Annotated in this window: 19 protein-coding genes; 1 reads left to right on the top strand and 18 read right to left on the bottom strand. The window is 61.2% G+C overall.

The window, feature by feature from the left end; genetic code table 11:
- Position 1 precedes the first annotated feature (1 nt).
- From rplN to rpsJ, 12 genes are all read right to left on the bottom strand, one after another.
- Positions 2-370: a 50S ribosomal protein L14 gene (gene rplN, locus LDN75_RS17925; protein WP_003803789.1), complete on the bottom strand. Its 369-nt coding sequence runs from the start codon at positions 368-370 to the stop codon at positions 2-4.
- A 354-nt stretch (positions 371-724) separates the two neighbouring features.
- Positions 725-1021, bottom strand: a complete 297-nt coding sequence (gene rpsQ / locus LDN75_RS17930; RefSeq protein WP_011775587.1) for a 30S ribosomal protein S17 — start codon at positions 1019-1021, stop codon at positions 725-727.
- Complete coding sequence (rpmC, locus tag LDN75_RS24230) at positions 1018-1338, bottom strand: 50S ribosomal protein L29 (protein ID WP_275959788.1); 321 nt, start codon at positions 1336-1338, stop codon at positions 1018-1020. Before rpmC ends, rpsQ begins: the two co-directional genes overlap by 4 nt.
- Before the next feature lie 2 nt (positions 1339-1340).
- Positions 1341-1757 (bottom strand): 50S ribosomal protein L16, encoded by a 417-nt coding sequence (gene rplP, locus LDN75_RS17940; protein WP_003803795.1) that lies wholly within the window; start codon positions 1755-1757, stop codon positions 1341-1343.
- Positions 1758-2579: a 30S ribosomal protein S3 gene (gene rpsC, locus LDN75_RS17945; protein ID WP_216925088.1), complete on the bottom strand. Its 822-nt coding sequence runs from the start codon at positions 2577-2579 to the stop codon at positions 1758-1760.
- Complete coding sequence (rplV, locus tag LDN75_RS17950; RefSeq protein ID WP_090817766.1) at positions 2580-2945, bottom strand: 50S ribosomal protein L22; 366 nt, start codon at positions 2943-2945, stop codon at positions 2580-2582. It lies immediately after the preceding gene.
- 38 nt (positions 2946-2983) lie between these two features.
- Complete coding sequence (gene rpsS / locus LDN75_RS17955; protein ID WP_011775591.1) at positions 2984-3265, bottom strand: 30S ribosomal protein S19; 282 nt, start codon at positions 3263-3265, stop codon at positions 2984-2986.
- 12 nt (positions 3266-3277) lie between these two features.
- The gene (gene rplB, locus LDN75_RS17960) at positions 3278-4117 is read right to left on the bottom strand and encodes a 50S ribosomal protein L2 (protein WP_133202376.1); all 840 of its coding nucleotides are present in this window, start codon (positions 4115-4117) and stop codon (positions 3278-3280) included.
- A 29-nt stretch (positions 4118-4146) separates the two neighbouring features.
- The gene (gene rplW, locus LDN75_RS17965) at positions 4147-4452 is read right to left on the bottom strand and encodes a 50S ribosomal protein L23 (RefSeq protein ID WP_011775593.1); all 306 of its coding nucleotides are present in this window, start codon (positions 4450-4452) and stop codon (positions 4147-4149) included.
- A complete protein-coding gene (rplD, locus tag LDN75_RS17970) occupies positions 4449-5066 on the bottom strand; it encodes a 50S ribosomal protein L4 (protein ID WP_223933977.1) in 618 nt (205 codons plus the stop codon). The genes rplW and rplD overlap by 4 nt, the downstream gene beginning before the upstream one ends.
- A 4-nt stretch (positions 5067-5070) precedes the next feature.
- The gene (rplC, locus tag LDN75_RS17975; RefSeq protein ID WP_026539807.1) at positions 5071-5721 is read right to left on the bottom strand and encodes a 50S ribosomal protein L3; all 651 of its coding nucleotides are present in this window, start codon (positions 5719-5721) and stop codon (positions 5071-5073) included.
- Positions 5722-5738: 17 nt separating this feature from the next.
- Complete coding sequence (gene rpsJ / locus LDN75_RS17980) at positions 5739-6047, bottom strand: 30S ribosomal protein S10 (protein WP_003803825.1); 309 nt, start codon at positions 6045-6047, stop codon at positions 5739-5741.
- 384 nt (positions 6048-6431) lie between these two features.
- Between rpsJ and LDN75_RS17985 the strand changes: the two genes are divergently transcribed.
- A complete protein-coding gene (locus LDN75_RS17985) occupies positions 6432-7865 on the top strand; it encodes a GH1 family beta-glucosidase (RefSeq protein WP_223933979.1) in 1434 nt (477 codons plus the stop codon).
- 26 nt (positions 7866-7891) lie between these two features.
- On the opposite strand, the gene LDN75_RS24200 is transcribed toward LDN75_RS17985, so the two are convergent.
- From LDN75_RS24200 to rpsL, 6 genes are all read right to left on the bottom strand, one after another.
- On the bottom strand, positions 7892-8017 hold the full coding sequence (locus LDN75_RS24200) for a hypothetical protein (protein ID WP_263422332.1): 126 nt from the start codon (positions 8015-8017) through the stop codon (positions 7892-7894).
- A 25-nt stretch (positions 8018-8042) separates the two neighbouring features.
- Entirely contained in the window at positions 8043-12299 is a 4257-nt protein-coding gene (locus LDN75_RS17990) for a hypothetical protein (RefSeq protein ID WP_223933981.1), read from the bottom strand.
- Between the two features lie 156 nt (positions 12300-12455).
- Positions 12456-13646: an elongation factor Tu gene (gene tuf / locus LDN75_RS17995; RefSeq protein WP_223933983.1), complete on the bottom strand. Its 1191-nt coding sequence runs from the start codon at positions 13644-13646 to the stop codon at positions 12456-12458.
- 232 nt (positions 13647-13878) lie between these two features.
- Positions 13879-15993, bottom strand: a complete 2115-nt coding sequence (gene fusA / locus LDN75_RS18000; RefSeq protein ID WP_223933985.1) for an elongation factor G — start codon at positions 15991-15993, stop codon at positions 13879-13881.
- A 69-nt stretch (positions 15994-16062) separates the two neighbouring features.
- Positions 16063-16533, bottom strand: a complete 471-nt coding sequence (gene rpsG / locus LDN75_RS18005) for a 30S ribosomal protein S7 (RefSeq protein ID WP_003803829.1) — start codon at positions 16531-16533, stop codon at positions 16063-16065.
- Position 16534: 1 nt separating this feature from the next.
- Positions 16535-16909, bottom strand: coding sequence for a 30S ribosomal protein S12 (gene rpsL / locus LDN75_RS18010; protein WP_009358312.1), 375 nt, complete (start codon positions 16907-16909; stop codon positions 16535-16537).
- Positions 16910-17230: the final 321 nt, after the last annotated feature.

The following is a 17230-nucleotide window of genomic DNA, read 5'->3' on the forward strand; positions in this document are numbered from 1 at the left end:
ACTAAAGCACCTCCGGGGCCAGCGAAACGATCTTCATGAACTTCTTGTCGCGAAGTTCACGACCAACCGGGCCGAAGATACGGGTACCGCGGGGGTCACCGTCGTTCTTCAGGATCACAGCTGCGTTTTCGTCAAACTTGATGTAGGAACCATCCGCACGGCGGCGTTCCTTCTTGGTACGGACGATGACCGCCTTGACGACGTCGCCCTTCTTTACGTTTCCGCCGGGAATAGCGTCCTTGACGGTAGCGACGATGACGTCGCCAATGCCTGCGTAGCGACGACCGGATCCACCGAGAACGCGAATGGTAAGGATTTCCTTAGCACCCGTGTTGTCGGCGACCTTGAGTCGCGACTCCTGCTGAATCAATTTTTACTCCTTGCGTCGCGCCGGTTCTCAGACCGAAATCATGCATACGGAATGAGCCTTGCGGAACGGTTGATCGGGGTGTCTCTTGACCTGCCTGGATTTTGCCAGAACAGGCCTAAACGCCCGTGCCACGAGCATCAGCTTCCCTTGCAGAAAACTCTGCGCGGGGCAGTATGCAGCGGCACGATTGTTTACGAGGTAGTGGATGACACACAAATGGCGCCATACAAACTCAATATCCTAGCATGTTTCGCGGCCCTTTCCGAAACGGGCCAGGAACGCGGAAGGGCCCGCGTTCCATGCAGAACGCGGACCCTTCCAATGAATCCAAACCGGGCAGGCCCGGCGTCGGATTTACTTTGCCTTTTCGAGGATCTCCACCAGGCGCCACCGCTTGGTAGCGGACAGCGGGCGGGTCTCAGAGATGAGAACGAGGTCGCCGATACCGGCGGTGTTCTCTTCGTCGTGAGCCTTGATCTTCGAGGTGCGGCGAATAACCTTGCCGTACAGAGCGTGCTTCACGCGGTCTTCAACCTGAACAACGATGGTCTTTTCCATCTTGTCAGAGACAACGTAGCCGCGACGCGTCTTACGGTAACCGCGCTGTTCAGCGCTGGCTGCTGCTTCCGTCACAGTTTCCTTCTCGCTCACTTGGCGTCCTCTCCAGCTTCAGCTTCGGCCGTTTCAGCCTTGGCAGCCTTCTTGGACTTCTTTTCTTCCTTGGCTTCCACAACCGGTGCGGCAACCTCGGCACGAATGCCCAGCTCGCGCTCACGGAGAACGGTGTAGATGCGTGCGATGTCCTTCTTTACCGCACGCAGGCGACCGTGGTTCTCCAGCTGTCCGGTGGCGGACTGGAAACGCAGGTTGAACAGCTCTTCCTTGGACTTGCGGAGTTCTTCAACGAGACGCTCGTTGTCGAAACCGTCCAGCTGTGCGGGTGCGAGATCCTTCGACCCTACTGCCATTTCTATTCACCACCTTCGCGACGCACAATGCGTGCCTTCAACGGGAGCTTGTGGATTGCCAGGCGCAGGGCCTCGCGAGCTACCTCTTCATTGACACCGGAGAGTTCGAAGAGAACCCGGCCCGGCTTGACGTTTGCGACCCACCATTCCGGAGAACCCTTACCGGAACCCATACGGGTTTCAGCAGGCTTCTTCGTCAGCGGACGGTCCGGGTAGATGTTGATCCAGACCTTACCGCCACGCTTGATGTGGCGGGTCATCGCGATACGGGCGGACTCGATCTGACGGTTCGTCACGTATGCCGGGCTCAGGGCCTGGATACCGTACTCACCGAAGCTGACCTTGGTGCCACCCGTTGCAGCGCCGGAACGACCCGGGTGGTGCTGCTTACGGTGCTTGACTCGACGTGGGATAAGCATTTAAGCCTCTCCTCCTTCTGCTGCCGGAGCAGCAGCTTCAGCGGCCGGAGCCTCTGCAGCAACCGGTGCTGCGTCAGCGGCCGGGCGGTCGTTACGACGACGGCGGTCGCCACCCGGGCGGCCCGGACGGTCTCCTGCGCGGCCACGGGACGGAGCAGCAGCTGCCTGCTGAGCCAGTTCCTTGGCGGTTACGTCACCCTTGTAGATCCAAACCTTCACACCGATGCGGCCGAAGGTGGTCTTGGCTTCGTAGAAGCCGTAGTCGATGTTCGCACGGAGGGTGTGCAGGGGCACACGGCCTTCGCGGTAGAACTCCGAGCGGGACATTTCTGCGCCACCCAGACGACCCGAGCAAGCAACACGGATACCCTTGGCACCCGCACGCTGTGCGGACTGCATGGCCTTCTTCATCGCACGGCGGAAAGCCACGCGGGAAGTCAGCTGCTCAGCGATGCCCTGGGCAACAAGCTGTGCTTCCATCTCGGGGTTCTTGACCTCGAGGATGTTCAGCTGAACCTGCTTGCCAGTGAGCTTTTCGAGCTCGCCGCGGATGCGGTCTGCCTCGGCGCCACGGCGACCGATGACGATACCCGGGCGTGCCGTGTGGATATCCACGCGGACACGGTCACGGGTGCGCTCGATCTCAACCTTGGCGATACCGGCGCGCTCCATGCCAGTGGACATGAGCTGACGGATCTTGATGTCCTCGCGGACGAAGTCCTTGTAGCGCTGTCCGGCCTTGTTGCTGTCAGCAAACCAGTGCGAAACGTGGTCGGTGGTGATGCCGAGTCGGAACCCGTGCGGGTTTACTTTCTGTCCCACTTAGCGAGCCTCCTCTTTCTCCGGGGTTGCGACGACCACGGTGATGTGGCTGGTCCGCTTCCTAATGCGGTAGGCGCGGCCTTGGGCACGCGGCTGGAACCGCTTCATGGTCGGGCCTTCATCAACGAATGCTTCGCTGATGAACAGGTCGCTGTCGTCGAATGCAACGCCATCACGGTCCGCGAGGACACGTGCGTTGGCCATTGCCGACTGAAGTACCTTGAATACCGGCTCCGAAGCTGCCTGGGGGGCAAACTTCAGAATTGCCAGAGCCTCATTCGCTTGCTTACCACGAACAAGGTTGACGACGCGCCGGGCCTTCATAGGCGTTACGCGGATGTGACGCGCAATAGCCTTGGCTTCCATTGCTTTCCTTCTCTCGTCTAAGACGTAAAGCCAGGCGCCTAGCGGCGCTTGCCCTTACGGTCGTCCTTAACATGGCCGCGGAATGTCCGCGTGGGAGCGAATTCGCCGAGCTTGTGCCCGACCATCGACTCAGTGACAAACACCGGAATGTGCTTGCGTCCGTCGTGTACGGCGATCGTGTGCCCGAGCATGTCGGGGATGATCATCGAACGGCGGGACCAGGTCTTGATGACGTTCTTGGTGCCCTTATCGTTTTCCCGTGCGACCTTCACAAAGAGGTGCTGGTCAACGAAAGGACCTTTTTTCAGGCTGCGTGGCATGTGTCCAGGCTCCTATCGCTTGTTCTTGCCAGTACGGCGGCGACGAACAATAAGCTTGTCGCTCTCTTTGTTCGGACGGCGGGTACGGCCCTCGGGCTTGCCGTTCGGGTTAACCGGGTGACGTCCACCGGAAGTCTTACCTTCACCACCACCGTGCGGGTGGTCAACCGGGTTCATGGCTACACCACGGACGGTCGGGCGAACGCCCTTCCAGCGCATACGGCCGGCCTTGCCCCAGTTGATGTTCGACTGCTCGGCGTTGCCGACCTCGCCGACGGTTGCGCGGCAGCGCACGTCAACGTTGCGGATTTCGCCGGAGGGCAGACGCAGCTGGGCGAAGCGGCCTTCCTTTGCAACGAGCTGTACCGAAGCACCGGCGGAACGTGCCATCTTGGCGCCGCCACCCGGACGCAGTTCAACTGCGTGGATAACGGTACCAACCGGGATGTTGCGCAGCGGCAGGTTGTTGCCCGGCTTGATGTCAGCGTCGGGGCCAGCCTCGACGAAGTCACCCTGGGCCAGCTTGTTAGGAGCGATGATGTAACGCTTGGTGCCATCAACGTAGTGCAGGAGTGCGATGCGAGCCGTACGGTTCGGGTCGTACTCGATTTCGGCAACGCGGGCGTTGATGCCGTCCTTGTCGTGACGACGGAAGTCGATCAGACGGTACTGGCGCTTGTGCCCACCACCCTTGTGACGGGTGGTGATCTTACCGGAGTTGTTACGGCCGCCAGTCTTGTGCAGCGGACGCAGCAACGACTTTTCCGGAGTCGATCGCGTGATTTCAGCAAAGTCGGCTACGCTCGAGCCACGACGGCCCGGGGTAGTCGGCTTGTATTTACGGATTCCCATAATTTATTTCCTCGTTAAAGTGGTCTCCGCTACGCGAGCGGACCGCCGAAGATGTCGATTGTGCCTTCTTTGAGGGTGACAATTGCACGCTTGGTGCTCTTGCGCTGTCCCCAGCCGAATTTGGTGCGCTTGCGCTTACCGGCACGGTTGATGGTGTTGATCGAGTCAACTTTGACCGAGAAGATCTTCTCTACGGCCAACTTGATCTCGGTCTTGTTCGAGCGAGGGTCCACCAGGAAGGTGTACTTGCCTTCGTCGATCAGACCGTAGCTCTTTTCCGATACGACGGGTGCAAGCACGACGTCGCGCGGGTCCTTGATGGTGGTTACGCTCACTTGGAGGCCTCCTCGTTCTTGGCCTTGTCAGCGACGAACGCCTCGAAAGCAGCCTTGGTGAAGACCACGTCGTCGGAGATGAGAACGTCGTAGGTGTTCAGCTGGTCTGCGTACAGAACGTGAACATCTGCGAGGTTGCGCACGGAGAGTGCAGCGACGTCGTTGGCGCGCTCGATAACAACGAGCAGGTTCTTACGCTCGGAGACTGCACGCAGCGAAGCCAGTGCTTCCTTGGCGGACGGCTTGGTGCCGGCTACCAGTTCAGCGATGACGTGGATGCGACCGTTGCGGGCGCGGTCAGACAGGGCGCCGCGGAGAGCAGCAGCCTTCATCTTCTTGGGGGTGCGCTGGCTGTAGTCACGAGGGGTCGGACCGTGGACAACGCCACCGCCGGTCATGTGAGGAGCACGGATGGAACCCTGACGGGCGCGGCCGGTGCCCTTCTGCTTGAACGGCTTGCGACCTGCACCGGAAACCTCGGCGCGGGTCTTCGTCTTGTGGGTACCCTGGCGGGCAGCAGCGAGCTGTGCGACGACGACCTGGTGCAACAGGGGCACGTTGGTCTGGACGTCGAAGATCTCTGCAGGCAGGTCTACCTTGACAGTGCTAGTCATCTAACTAGGCTCCCTTCACGGCGGTGCGTACGAGTACGACCTGGCCGCGGGCACCGGGGACGGCGCCCTTGATAAGGAGCAGCGACTTCTCAACGTCAACAGCGTGAACCGTGAGGTTCAGCGTCGTGTGACGCTCGGCGCCCATGCGGCCGGCCATTTTCAGGCCCTTGAAGACGCGGCTCGGGGTGGATGCGCCACCGATGGAGCCAGGCTTACGGTGGTTCTTGTGGGCACCGTGGGAAGCGCCAACGCCGTGGAAGCCGTGACGCTTCATAACACCGGCGAAGCCCTTACCCTTTGAGGTGCCGACGACGTCGATCTTCTGGCCGGCTTCGAAGATCTCAACAGAGAGCTCCTGGCCCAGCTCGTAGGATGCGGCGTCTGCGGTACGCAGTTCGACGACGTGGCGGCGAGGGGTGACGCCAGCCTTTTCAAAGTGACCAGCCAGCGGCTTGGTTACCTTGCGGGGGTCGATCTGGCCGTAGCCGATCTGGACGGCGACGTAGCCATCTACCTCTGCGTTGCGCAGCTGCGTGATGACGTTGGAGTCAGCCTGGACGACAGTTACCGGGATGAGCTTGTTGTTCTCGTCCCAGACCTGGGTCATGCCGAGCTTCGTGCCCAGCAGGCCCTTTACGTTACGGGTTGCGGTCATAGTCTCTCAGCACCTCCCTAGAGCTTGATTTCGATGTTCACGTCTGCAGGCAGGTCGAGACGCATAAGCGAGTCAACGGCCTTCGGCGTGGGGTCGATGATGTCGATCAGACGCTTGTGAGTACGCATTTCAAAGTGCTCACGGCTGTCCTTGTACTTGTGAGGAGAGCGAATAACGCAGTAAACGTTCTTCTCCGTGGGCAGCGGCACCGGGCCGACTACCGTTGCGCCTGCGCGCGTGACCGTCTCAACGATCTTCCGCGCTGAAACATCAATGACCTCGTGGTCATATGACTTCAGCCGGATGCGGATTTTTTGTCCCGCCATGTCGCCTGACTCTCTTTCAGCTAGTGCTGCTCTAGTTAGGGCTGCTCTGTTTACTTACCTGTTGATGTGGCCGCCGAAGCGTTTGAGGTTCTACCACCACACGCCGCACAAGCTGAATCCGGATATTCCGGGTTCCTCAACCTGCCGGCGCACCGACCCCCGCGGTCGGGCGTGTCGCGATTTCCACGCAGACTCGACCGCATTCCATGGGGTTCAGGGTTATGTTTGGGCTTCAGCCTGGACCCTGACACCCGGCATTATCCGGATCGGGACACGAAGAAGCGCTTGAACAACTCATCCAGTATGCCGGAAATAAAACCCAAAGGCCAATCGGAGGACGGGTGGCCATTGCCACAGCTGCCGTCTGCTGGGGATGATAGTGGAATGACCGCCCAGGATACGGGTTCCGTGGAAGATTTGGCTGCCCGCCTACGTCCAGGGTTCACACTGGGGGTCGCTGCAGCAGCCTTCCAGATTGAAGGTTCCGTGGCCGCTGATGGGCGTGGACCGTCGGGCTGGGATGCCTTCGCGCAGAAGCCGGGAGTAATTGTCGACGGCGACTCCCCCACCATTGCGTGCGATCACTACAACCGCGCTGATGAAGATATCACCCTGATGCAGGAACTCGGCATCGACTCGTATCGGTTCTCCCTTTCCTGGCCCAGGATCCAGCCCGGCGGCAAGGGCGGAATCAACCAGCGTGGCCTGGACTTCTACGATCGCCTGATCGATAAACTCCTCGCTGCCGGTATCTCACCCATGGCAACCCTGTTCCATTGGGATACTCCACTGGAACTTGAGCACGCCGGCGGCTGGATGAATCGGGATACAGCGGAACGCTTTGCCATCTATTGCAGTGCTGCCGCGGATCGCTTTGGGGACCGGGTGGAGCATTGGGTCACCATGAACGAACCTGTTTCCGTGACGCTCCAAGGCTATGCCCTGGGCGTCCATGCTCCCGGCCGCCAGTTGTTGTTCGATGCCCTGCCGGCGGCCCATCACCAACTGCTGGGCCATGGGATGGCCGTACGCGCCCTGCGTGAAGCCGGCGTGAAAGGGCAGATCGGCATCTCCAATATGCACTCCCCCGTCCGGCCGGCCAGCAACAGCCTCTCGGACCGGTTGATGGCCCAGTCCTTCGACGTGCTCCTCAACCGCATATATGCTGACGCCATCCTGCTGGGCCAGTACCCCAAGCCACCGCTGCCCATGAAACCCTGGTTCCGGTCGTTGGGAACCATCAAGGATGGTGACCTTGAACTGATCAGCCAGCCATTGGACTTCTACGGGCTCAACTATTACTACCCGGTCAAGGTTGCTGCAGGCCGTGGACCCGCCGAGATCCCCACCGGCACGGCGGTCGAAATGACGAAGGTGCCGTTCCACCTGGCCGCCTACCAAGAGTACGAAACAACGGGATTCGGCTGGCCGGTGGCGCCGGAGCACCTGGCTTTACTGCTGCGCGAGATGAAGGACCGGTATGGCGATGCCCTTCCTCCGGTCTACATCACCGAAGGCGGGGCCAGCTTCCCGGAGCCTTCGCACGTGGATGGGCCCATACAGGACCACAACCGGATCAGCTACTTGGCGGAGCATCTTGGCCACGCGCTGACGGCTACAGGGCCGGGCGGCCTCGCCGAGGATGTCCAACTCCGCGGTTACTACGTGTGGACGCTCCTGGACAATTTCGAGTGGGCGGCAGGGTACTCGCAACGATTTGGCTTGGTTCACGTGGACTTCGACACGTTGGAGCGCACGCCCAAAGATTCGTTTTACTGGTACCGGGCCCTGGGGCGGGCCCGCCATCAGGATCCCTAGCCCACGCGGGTTAACTCCCGCCCCGGTTACTTGTTCTTGTTGGCGCGGTTGATGCGCTTTGCCCGGTCGATCTCGTTGCGGAAGTACTTACGGCCCCATAGCACCGCACCGCCGATCCCCGCGATGATGACAAGGAAAATCAGGAATTCCATGCTGCTCCTCTCATTGAGTTCAACGTTAGCGGATTCCATCCTGGCTGGATGCCGCTGAGCGTTCGCCTGCTGGGTAGTGGTCGTCGGTTGCCGGGGGTTTCCGGTTCAACCGCCATACGGCGATCACGATGAGGGCCAATGCGACGAGCGCCAGCATCGCGAATGCGTAACTGCGCAGCGCCCACATGACGCTGGCTGCCACGCCAACGGCGCCCCACCACACGAACATGCGCCCGGCCAGGAGGAGCCCGGTCACCAGGAGCACCACATAAGCCACGAGGACGTATATCTGTTGGGACGAGGTCCCCATGAACGTTGTCCCCACGGCCGTCAAGGAGAGGAGTCCTGCAGTGACTGCAAGCCGCAGCTGTCCCTCGGAACGTTGCCGGTCCATGTAGCGCAGCCCTGCCAAAACCGCGCCGGCAACGACGTACCATTGCGCCGCCCAGAACCAGTCCGGCGCGCCGCCATCCACAAACAGCAGCGCCCGCTGGAACCCTGCGAGTGTAGCCAGGGCAGTGATTTCTCCGGCCAGCCTCTTGCCTCCCGTGACCTCGATGACCACCACCACTCCGGAAACGAGGATGAGGGCTGCACCCATCAACGAGGTCTGGTCCCGCCCCAGGCCGACGGCCGCTGCTATGCCAAACCCGATGATCGACGTTATCGCCAGGGCGTTCCGCCGCCAAGGTTGCGACGTGATGCACCGGCCGCCCATCCGTCCGGTTGCGTACATGGCCGCGCCCGTTCCGACGCCGCCAACCAGCCACGGCACGAATGCGCTCCACGCACCCAGGCCCGGACCATCAAATAAACCGTCGACGGCGGTCACAGCACCAACCAGCGCGGCGGGCGCCCCGGCGGAATAGAGGGACGGCATCCCCTCAAAGTGCGAGGCAGCGAACAGCACCGATGCCAGCACCAGAACTGCAAGACCCAGGACAGCAAGACCAGGACCCGCCAGTGACGTGTCCGCAGCGAACAACCCGCCGGTCGCAGTGAAGGTAAGTGCCGAAACAAACCACAGCCACCTTTCCGCCACATTCGAGACTGAACCCTTGCCAGTCATGGCAGCCCCTGCAGTCGCGGGCCGCCAAAGTGCCCTGGCAACGATGGCAGCCACTGCCAGTGCCAGAAACACGCATGGCACTTGGTACCTGTCCAGCAGCGGCTGTTGCAGCCACGTCTGTGCCGGGAAGGACATAGAGGGTCCGATCAGGATCACTCCTGCCGTGACACCGGCGATTCCGAAGTACTGCGCTCCCCGGGCACCAAAAATGCGCCATGCAATGGCGGCGGCTACCGGGACGAGGGCCAACTCGGCGAGAACCACCCAACGGCCACCGCCGTCGTAATCTGCTGCGAGTAAGTAGATCAGTGGCAGAAGAAGCTGGACACCTGGAATCGCCCATACTATTGCCTTTTGGAAGGGGTCGTCGCTGCCTCGTCGCTGAAGGAAGGACTGCACAAGGAACTGCAGCAGCAGCTGCAGGATGAGGACCAGTGCCACGGTAAGAGACGCAGCCGCAGCCGACTCCGTGAAGTCGGCCACCACCAGGGTGACGAACGCCCCCGACAGAATCCGCACCGCAATCAGGTATCCACCCCGGGCAAAGCGTTGGCTGGTCACAGCAACCATGAAGCCGCCGTAAGCCGCAAAGATGCCCAGCAGGAGCTCCACATCCCTGGCATTTCCACTCCGCAGGGCGAGCAACAGCACCAGTGCCCCCGGAGCGAACAACCATGCCAGCCGGTGGCCGCGAAGCCGCACGCTGACGGCCACGGCCGCCGCCGCCGTTATGGTGGCCACGGCGCCTGGTTGCCAGCCCTCGCGAACGCCGGGCGCCACGTCCATTGTGAAGAACGTACTGCACAGGGCCATGCCAGCAAGCACCACTCCAGCATCGATAATGCCAGCCCGCAGGTGCTTCCCAACGTAGCCCGCACGCAGAGGCAGGATCAGCTGCAGGGCAAGAACGATGACGACAAGCAGGCCAACGCTAAGCTCCTCGCCAGCCAGATAGAGACCCGGTGCGTCCCTCGTTGCGTCGGCGTACGCAGAGGCAGCCAACACCGTTCCTACGGCCCGCGACAACCACCAGTAGCACTGCCTATGCAGGGAAGCAGGCAACCGGAGGGCTGTGGCGCAGAAGTAGGTGACCGCGGCCAGGAGAACCAGGTTCCCCAGTGTCCACGACACAGCAACCACAGCCACCGTGCCCGAGACCGCCGCGGCCGCAGGAACCAGGAACTCCCCCATTGTCGGCCGCCACGTCAACGCGGCACCATCGCCCGTGGAACGGGCATCACTACCGTCCCCACGCTGTGGAAACGCCAACCAACCGGAGAGCAATCCGGCGGCAAGCACCACGCCCACAGCAACTGCCGCTGTGGGGCGCCCGGGCGCGGCGTCGAAAATGGGTAAAGCAAAGAGGCCTGCTATTGCCGCCCCGCCGAACCCGGCCAGGGATGCCTGCCCCGCCACGGTGCGAACGCCAGTACGCTCAAGCACGGCACTCAACGTCTGCTGCACGGTGCACGCCGCCACAAAAACGAACATCGTGTAGGAAGACCTGTCCGGATGATCGGTGAAGACGCCCGCGGCCAACGCAGTGACGGTTAGCGTAAGAGCCACCCGCCCAGCCAGAACGTAGAAGTATCGAAGTTCCCCCGGCTGGGTTGTAGCCCGAAGGAACCAATACATTGCCGCAACACCGAGCAGGGCGGTCACCGGCCAAGCGCCCAACAACCCAACGAACGGTGCTGCCACAACCAGTACTGCGGCCGGTGCAAACTCCGCCCCCTGGCCCAGCTTCCAGCCCAGCACCATGGCAGTCGGCATCGCTATGAAGAGTGGCACAAACTCAGGGAGGTGGAAGGTTCCCACGCCAAGCACAACCGTGAGCACAACTGTGGCCACAAGTTGCAGACCGAGGCAGCACACGGCGTCGTACCACCACGTGCCTGGAAGCAGCCGTTCCCCGCCGAACGCGACTCCAAGGGATTGGACACCAAGGCAAATGATTCCAGCCAGCACAACAAGGCTTGAATCCGTGGTTGTATCCCACACGAGCCCCAGCACCGCCAGGGTGAAGGCGATGCGGGCGCCGTAGAAATTGAGCAATCGGTGTTGGCGTGACTGCAGGTGTTGGCGTGACTGCAGGTGTTGGCGTGACTGCACCAGCACCATCACGGCAAAGTAGAGCCCGCACATCAGCATGACCAAGGGGTACTCCCCCTTGGCCAGGAAGTTCGGCGTCAGGCTCACCGCGAGCCCCACCAAAGGCACTACAAACGGATGAAGCATCACCAGTGGGCGGACATAAAGCGGCGGCAGCCAACGCGGGCGGACCAGCGCCCCGAGTGTCAAGAGAATGGCAACGCCAATCAACGCCGTAAAGTACCAGACCAAGGCCCCGCCAAGCACCGCTACGCCGGACCATGCCGTGGAAACCACGAAGGTGAGGGAGAGCAGCGCCAGCACCTTGTTGTCCAGGCGCAGTGCTGCGTAGATGTAGGCAACGGTTCCCAGCAAGGATGTGACCAGCCATGCCGTGGGGCCGTGATGAAGGGCAAAGTTATACATGGCCAGACCTGTAACCGGGACAAGTGCCAGCCCCGTTCCGGTGAAAGCTATGGCTGCCGGGCGAAGCCGGGGCACCCTTGGCTGGAGGATCAGTCCGGAGGCATAGAACAATAAGGTGATGGCCCAGATAGCCACAAAGCGAAGGAGCTCCGGAAGGCTGGTCCCAATGAACAGGGCGCCTGCGGCAACAAGCAACAGACTCGCGACGTAGAGGGTGACGTTGATGTTTTGCCGGTCACGCTTCTCCTTTCGGGCGGCTGCGGCTTCCGGGCTCTCAGGCTGGGGAAGCGCCGGCTGGAATTGCCGCCCATGCGGTGTGGGAGCCAGACCCCGCTGCGGAGCAGGCACGCCACCATACGACGGCGGCACACCATGTGTTGCGATTCTCACGGTCTGCCGAAAGTCCGGAGGCATGGCCGCGAACTGGACCGGCATCGGCTGCTCGACTGCAGGTGAACGCTGCGGCGCTGGGCGCTTCGGCGCTAGGGGTGGCCTGCTCTGCCCTAGTGCGTCCCCCCAGCCAGCCAGATGGCCGGCGAGGTAACCGGCACGGTAAGAGGCGGCGTCGTCCATTCCGGCGGCCGGCCTCGAACGGGCACCTTCCCTGCGGCCCCGCACCAGGCCCATGGCGTAGCCTGTGAAACCGATAATGCCGACAAGCAAGAGCACAAGTCCGGTCGTCAAGAATCCCAGCATGGAAGCTCCTAGGGTGAAGCCGGGCGCAGCACCTGCACGGCATTAATCCAATCGATAGATTAATGATAGCAAAGAAGAACCCCACCGCAGAAGCGATGGGGTTCTTCCTGGCTCGCTGCCGGCGATGCCGGAAGTTCGCCGATCTACAAGTAGGAACTACTTGATGATCTTGGTAACACGTCCCGAACCAACGGTGCGGCCGCCTTCGCGGATAGCGAAGCCGAGGCCCTCTTCCATAGCGATCGGCTGGATGAGCTCAACGGTCATCTCAGTGTTGTCGCCAGGCATAACCATTTCCGTGCCTTCCGGCAGGGTGATAACGCCGGTTACGTCCGTGGTACGGAAGTAGAACTGCGGGCGGTAGTTCGAGTAGAACGGGTTGTGACGTCCGCCTTCGTCCTTGGAAAGGATGTAGACGTTGGCCTCGAAGTCGGTGTGCGGGGTGATGGAACCCGGCTTGACGACAACCTGGCCACGCTCGACGTCGTCGCGCTTGAGACCGCGGAGCAGGAGGCCACAGTTCTCGCCGGCCCATGCTTCGTCGAGCTGCTTGTGGAACATCTCGATACCGGTAACCGTGGTCTTCTGGATCGGGCGGATGCCGACGATCTCGACCTCGGAGTTGATGGCGAGGGTTCCACGCTCGGCGCGGCCCGTAACAACGGTGCCACGACCGGTGATGGTGAAGACGTCTTCGATCGGCATCAGGAACGGCTTGTCGCGGTCACGTACGGGGTCCGGAACGGACTCGTCGACAGCTGCCATCAGGTCCTGGACGGACTTGACCCAAACCGGGTCGCCTTCCAGTGCCTTCAGACCGGAAACGCGAACAACCGGAGCTTCATCGCCATCGAAGCCCTGCGAGCTCAGGAGCTCACGAACTTCCATTTCGACGAGGTCGAGGAGTTCTTCGTCATCAACCATGTCCGACTTGTTCAGTGCGACCAGCAGGTAGGGAACACCAACCTGGCGGGCGAGCAGAACGTGCTCACGGGTCTGGGCCATCGGACCATCGGTTGCAGCAACCACGAGGATTGCGCCGTCCATCTGGGCAGCACCGGTGATCATGTTCTTGATGTAGTCAGCGTGACCGGGGGCGTCAACGTGTGCGTAGTGACGCTTCTCGGTCTGGTACTCCACGTGGGAGATGTTGATGGTAATACCGCGCTGGCGCTCTTCCGGAGCAGAGTCGATGGACGCGAAGTCGCGCTGCTCGTTGATGTCCGGGTACTGGTCGTACAGCACCTTGGAAATGGCGGCAGTCAGCGTCGTCTTACCGTGGTCAACGTGACCAATGGTGCCGATGTTGACGTGCGGCTTAGTCCGCTCGAACTTTGCCTTTGCCACAGGTTCCTCCTAGAACGATTTCAAGTGAAGTGCTCCTCGGCCGCGCTTTTCGCGGCAGAAACTTTAGCAAGTCTACTTGGGGGCTTGGTTTTGGTGAAATTGCAGATTCAGGAACCAATATTAGTTCCTAGAGCCTGTTCGCGCAGGGGGCCGGGCCGCGGCTTTCGCCGCAGCCCCGCCTCACACGCTGAGATGCCTTCCCGGAATCGGAATTGCATCCGTTACCGGGAGATTACTCGCCGCGGGTTTTCTGGATGATCTCGTCGGCTACAGCCTTGGGGACCTCCGCGTAGCTGTTGAACGTCATGGAGTACACGGCACGACCCTGCGTCTTGGAACGGAGGTCGCCAATGTAACCGAACATGCCGGACAGCGGAACGTGTGCACGGATAACCTTCACACCTGCTGCGTCCTCCATGGACTGCATCTGGCCACGGCGGGCGTTCAGGTCACCAATAACATCACCCATGTATTCCTCAGGTGTGCGGACCTCAACATCCATCAGCGGTTCGAGCAGAACAGGGTTCGCCTTGCGTGCAGCTTCCTTGAAAGCCATACGGCCGGCGATCTTGAACGCCATTTCCGAGGAGTCAACATCGTGGGACGCGCCATCGATCAGCGTGGCCTTGATGCCAACAACCGGGTAGCCGGCCAGGACGCCGTCGTTCAGCGCATCCTGGATACCAGCATCAACAGACGGGATGTATTCGCGCGGAACGCGGCCACCAGTGACCTTGTTCTCGAACTCGTACAGCTCGCCGGAAGAGGTGTCCATCGGCTCGATCGCGATCTGGATCTTTGCGAACTGACCCGAACCACCGGTCTGCTTCTTGTGCGTGTAGTCATGACGCTCTACAGCGCGCTTGATGGTTTCGCGGTAAGCAACCTGCGGCTTGCCAACGTTTGCCTCAACCTTGAATTCGCGGCGCATGCGGTCCACCAGGATGTCCAGGTGGAGCTCGCCCATGCCGGCGATGATGGTCTGGCCCGTGTCTTCGTTGAGGGAGACCTGGAAGGTCGGGTCCTCAGCCGAGAGCTTCTGGATGGCCGTGGAGAGCTTCTCCTGGTCACCCTTGGTGTTGGGCTCGATGGCAACCGAGATCACGGGCTCCGGGAAGCTCATGGACTCGAGGACGATCTGGTTGTTGGCATCACACAGGGTGTCACCCGTGGTGGTGTCCTTCAGACCGATGGCTGCGTAGATGTGGCCGGCGGTAGCGCCCTCGACGGGCATTTCCTTGTTGGCGTGCATCTGGAACAGCTTGCCGATGCGTTCCTTCTTACCCTTGGTGGAGTTGACCACCTGGGCGCCGGCCTCAACGTGACCGGAGTACACGCGGATGAAGGTCAGCTGACCGAAGAACGGGTGCGCAGCAATCTTGAAGGCGAGGGCCGAGAACGGCTCGTCTGCAGACGGCTTGCGGGTGAGTTCCTTCTCTTCGTCGCGGGGATCGTGACCGATCATCGCCGGGACGTCGAGCGGGTTCGGCAGGTAGTCAACAACAGCGTCAAGCATCGGCTGTACGCCGCGGTTCTTGAAGGCAGAGCCACAGAACACGGGGTAGAGCTCGGAGTTGATGGTCATCTTGCGGATGCCGGCCTTCAGTTCCTCCAGGGTGAGTTCTTCACCTTCGAGGTACTTCTCCATGAGCTCTTCGGATGCTTCCGCAACGGTCTCTACGAGCTGTGCGCGGTACTCTTCAGCCTTGGCCTGGAGGTCCGCCGGAATTGCCTGCACTTCGTAGGAAGCGCCCATGGTGACGTCACCCTTTGCGTCGCCAGGCCAAACCAGGGCACGCATTTCGAGGAGGTCAACCACGCCGATGAAGTCGTTCTCAGCGCCGATCGGCAGCTGCATGACCAGCGGCTTGGCACCAAGGCGGGAAATGATGGTGTCAACGGTGAAGTAGAAGTCCGCACCCAGCTTGTCCATCTTGTTGACGAAGCAGATACGCGGAACGTTGTACTTGTCAGCCTGGCGCCAAACAGTCTCGGACTGCGGCTCCACGCCTTCCTTGCCGTCGAACACAGCGACAGCACCGTCGAGGACGCGCAGGGAACGCTCAACCTCAACCGTGAAGTCCACGTGGCCCGGGGTGTCGATGATGTTGATCTGGTTCTGGTTCCAGAAGCAAGTCACGGCGGCAGACGTGATGGTGATGCCGCGTTCCTTTTCCTGTTCCATCCAGTCGGTCGTCGAGGCGCCGTCGTGCGTCTCGCCGATCTTGTGGTTCACACCCGTGTAGAACAGGATGCGCTCGGTAGTGGTGGTCTTGCCGGCATCGATGTGGGCCATGATGCCGATATTGCGGACCTTGTTAAGGTCGGTAAGCACGTCCTGTGCCACGGGGTCTCCCTTTCGGATGGACTACACGTTCGCCGCCGGCTCGGTTGAGCCGACGGCGCCCGGGAGGTTTTACCAGCGGTAGTGTGCGAAGGCCTTGTTGGACTCGGCCATCTTGTGGGTGTCTTCGCGACGCTTGACAGCGGCACCCAGACCGTTGGAGGCATCCAGGATTTCGTTCTGGAGGCGCTCGGTCATGGTCTTCTCGCGGCGGGCCTTGGAGTAGCCCACCAGCCAACGCAGGGCGAGGGCGGTGGAACGACCCGGCTTGACCTCAACCGGAACCTGGTAGGTGGCGCCACCAACACGGCGGGAACGCACCTCGAGGGAAGGCTTGACGTTGTCCATGGCCTTCTTGAGGGCGGCAACGGGGTCGCCGCCGGACTTGGCGCGTGCACCTTCGAGGGCACCGTAAACGATGCGCTCTGCGGTGGACTTCTTGCCGTCAACCAGGACCTTGTTGATCAGCTGCGTGACCAACGGGGAGCCGTAAACGGGATCGGAAACTAGCGGCCGCTTCGGGGCCGGACCCTTGCGAGGCATATTACTTCTTCTCCATCTTTGCGCCGTAACGGCTGCGGGCCTGCTTGCGGTTCTTGACACCCTGGGTGTCGAGTGCGCCGCGGACGATCTTGTAGCGGACACCCGGAAGGTCCTTCACACGACCACCACGGACGAGCACGATGGAGTGCTCCTGGAGGTTGTGGCCAACGCCGGGGATGTAAGCGGTAACTTCAACGCCACCGTTGAGGCGCACACGTGCCACCTTACGCAGAGCCGAGTTCGGCTTCTTGGGGGTGGTGGTGTAAACGCGGGTGCAAACACCGCGGCGCATCGGGCTACCCTTCAGCGCGGGAGCCTTGGTCTTGGAGACCTTAGGCGTGCGGCCCTTGCGGACCAGCTGGTTAATCGTAGGCACTTTCGTGTTCTCCGTTGTTTGATCTCTGCCCCCACACACAGGCGCCAGCCAGTGTAAACGTGGAAACTTTGGCGTTGCTCATGCGGCCGGCCGAAACATCCGGTAGGCGTGCAAAAGTGCGGCATTCGTTGCGCATGTTGCCCGCAACCCGGAAACAGGCTCCACCCAGCACCATGAGAACAAAACCAAAATGATGCTGCGGCGGCCTTCATCCACTGCCACACAGAACAATTACCAAAATTCTAGCACGGCTTGATCTAAGGCCTTAATCGGGTGTATGGCGGTGCGGTTAACGGGACTGGCCCCGCACTCAAGAGTGCG

The organism is Arthrobacter sp. StoSoilB5, assembly GCF_019977235.1.
In the GTDB taxonomy this organism is placed as follows: Bacteria; Actinomycetota; Actinomycetes; order Actinomycetales; family Micrococcaceae; genus Arthrobacter.

Coding starts and splice junctions, on each gene's coding strand:
- rpmC (WP_275959788.1), bottom strand. CDS start 1,338: ATGGCAGTAGGGTCGAAGGATCTCGCACCCGCACAGCTGGACGGTTTC.
- rplP (WP_003803795.1), bottom strand. CDS start 1,757: ATGCTTATCCCACGTCGAGTCAAGCACCGTAAGCAGCACCACCCGGGT.
- rplV (WP_090817766.1), bottom strand. CDS start 2,945: ATGGAAGCCAAGGCTATTGCGCGTCACATCCGCGTAACGCCTATGAAG.
- rpsS (WP_011775591.1), bottom strand. CDS start 3,265: ATGCCACGCAGCCTGAAAAAAGGTCCTTTCGTTGACCAGCACCTCTTT.
- rplB (WP_133202376.1), bottom strand. CDS start 4,117: ATGGGAATCCGTAAATACAAGCCGACTACCCCGGGCCGTCGTGGCTCG.
- rplD (WP_223933977.1), bottom strand. CDS start 5,066: ATGACTAGCACTGTCAAGGTAGACCTGCCTGCAGAGATCTTCGACGTC.
- rplC (WP_026539807.1), bottom strand. CDS start 5,721: ATGACCGCAACCCGTAACGTAAAGGGCCTGCTGGGCACGAAGCTCGGC.
- rpsJ (WP_003803825.1), bottom strand. CDS start 6,047: ATGGCGGGACAAAAAATCCGCATCCGGCTGAAGTCATATGACCACGAG.
- LDN75_RS17985 (WP_223933979.1), top strand. CDS start 6,432: ATGACCGCCCAGGATACGGGTTCCGTGGAAGATTTGGCTGCCCGCCTA.
- LDN75_RS24200 (WP_263422332.1), bottom strand. CDS start 8,017: ATGGAATTCCTGATTTTCCTTGTCATCATCGCGGGGATCGGCGGTGCG.
- LDN75_RS17990 (WP_223933981.1), bottom strand. CDS start 12,299: ATGCTGGGATTCTTGACGACCGGACTTGTGCTCTTGCTTGTCGGCATT.
- rpsG (WP_003803829.1), bottom strand. CDS start 16,533: ATGCCTCGCAAGGGTCCGGCCCCGAAGCGGCCGCTAGTTTCCGATCCC.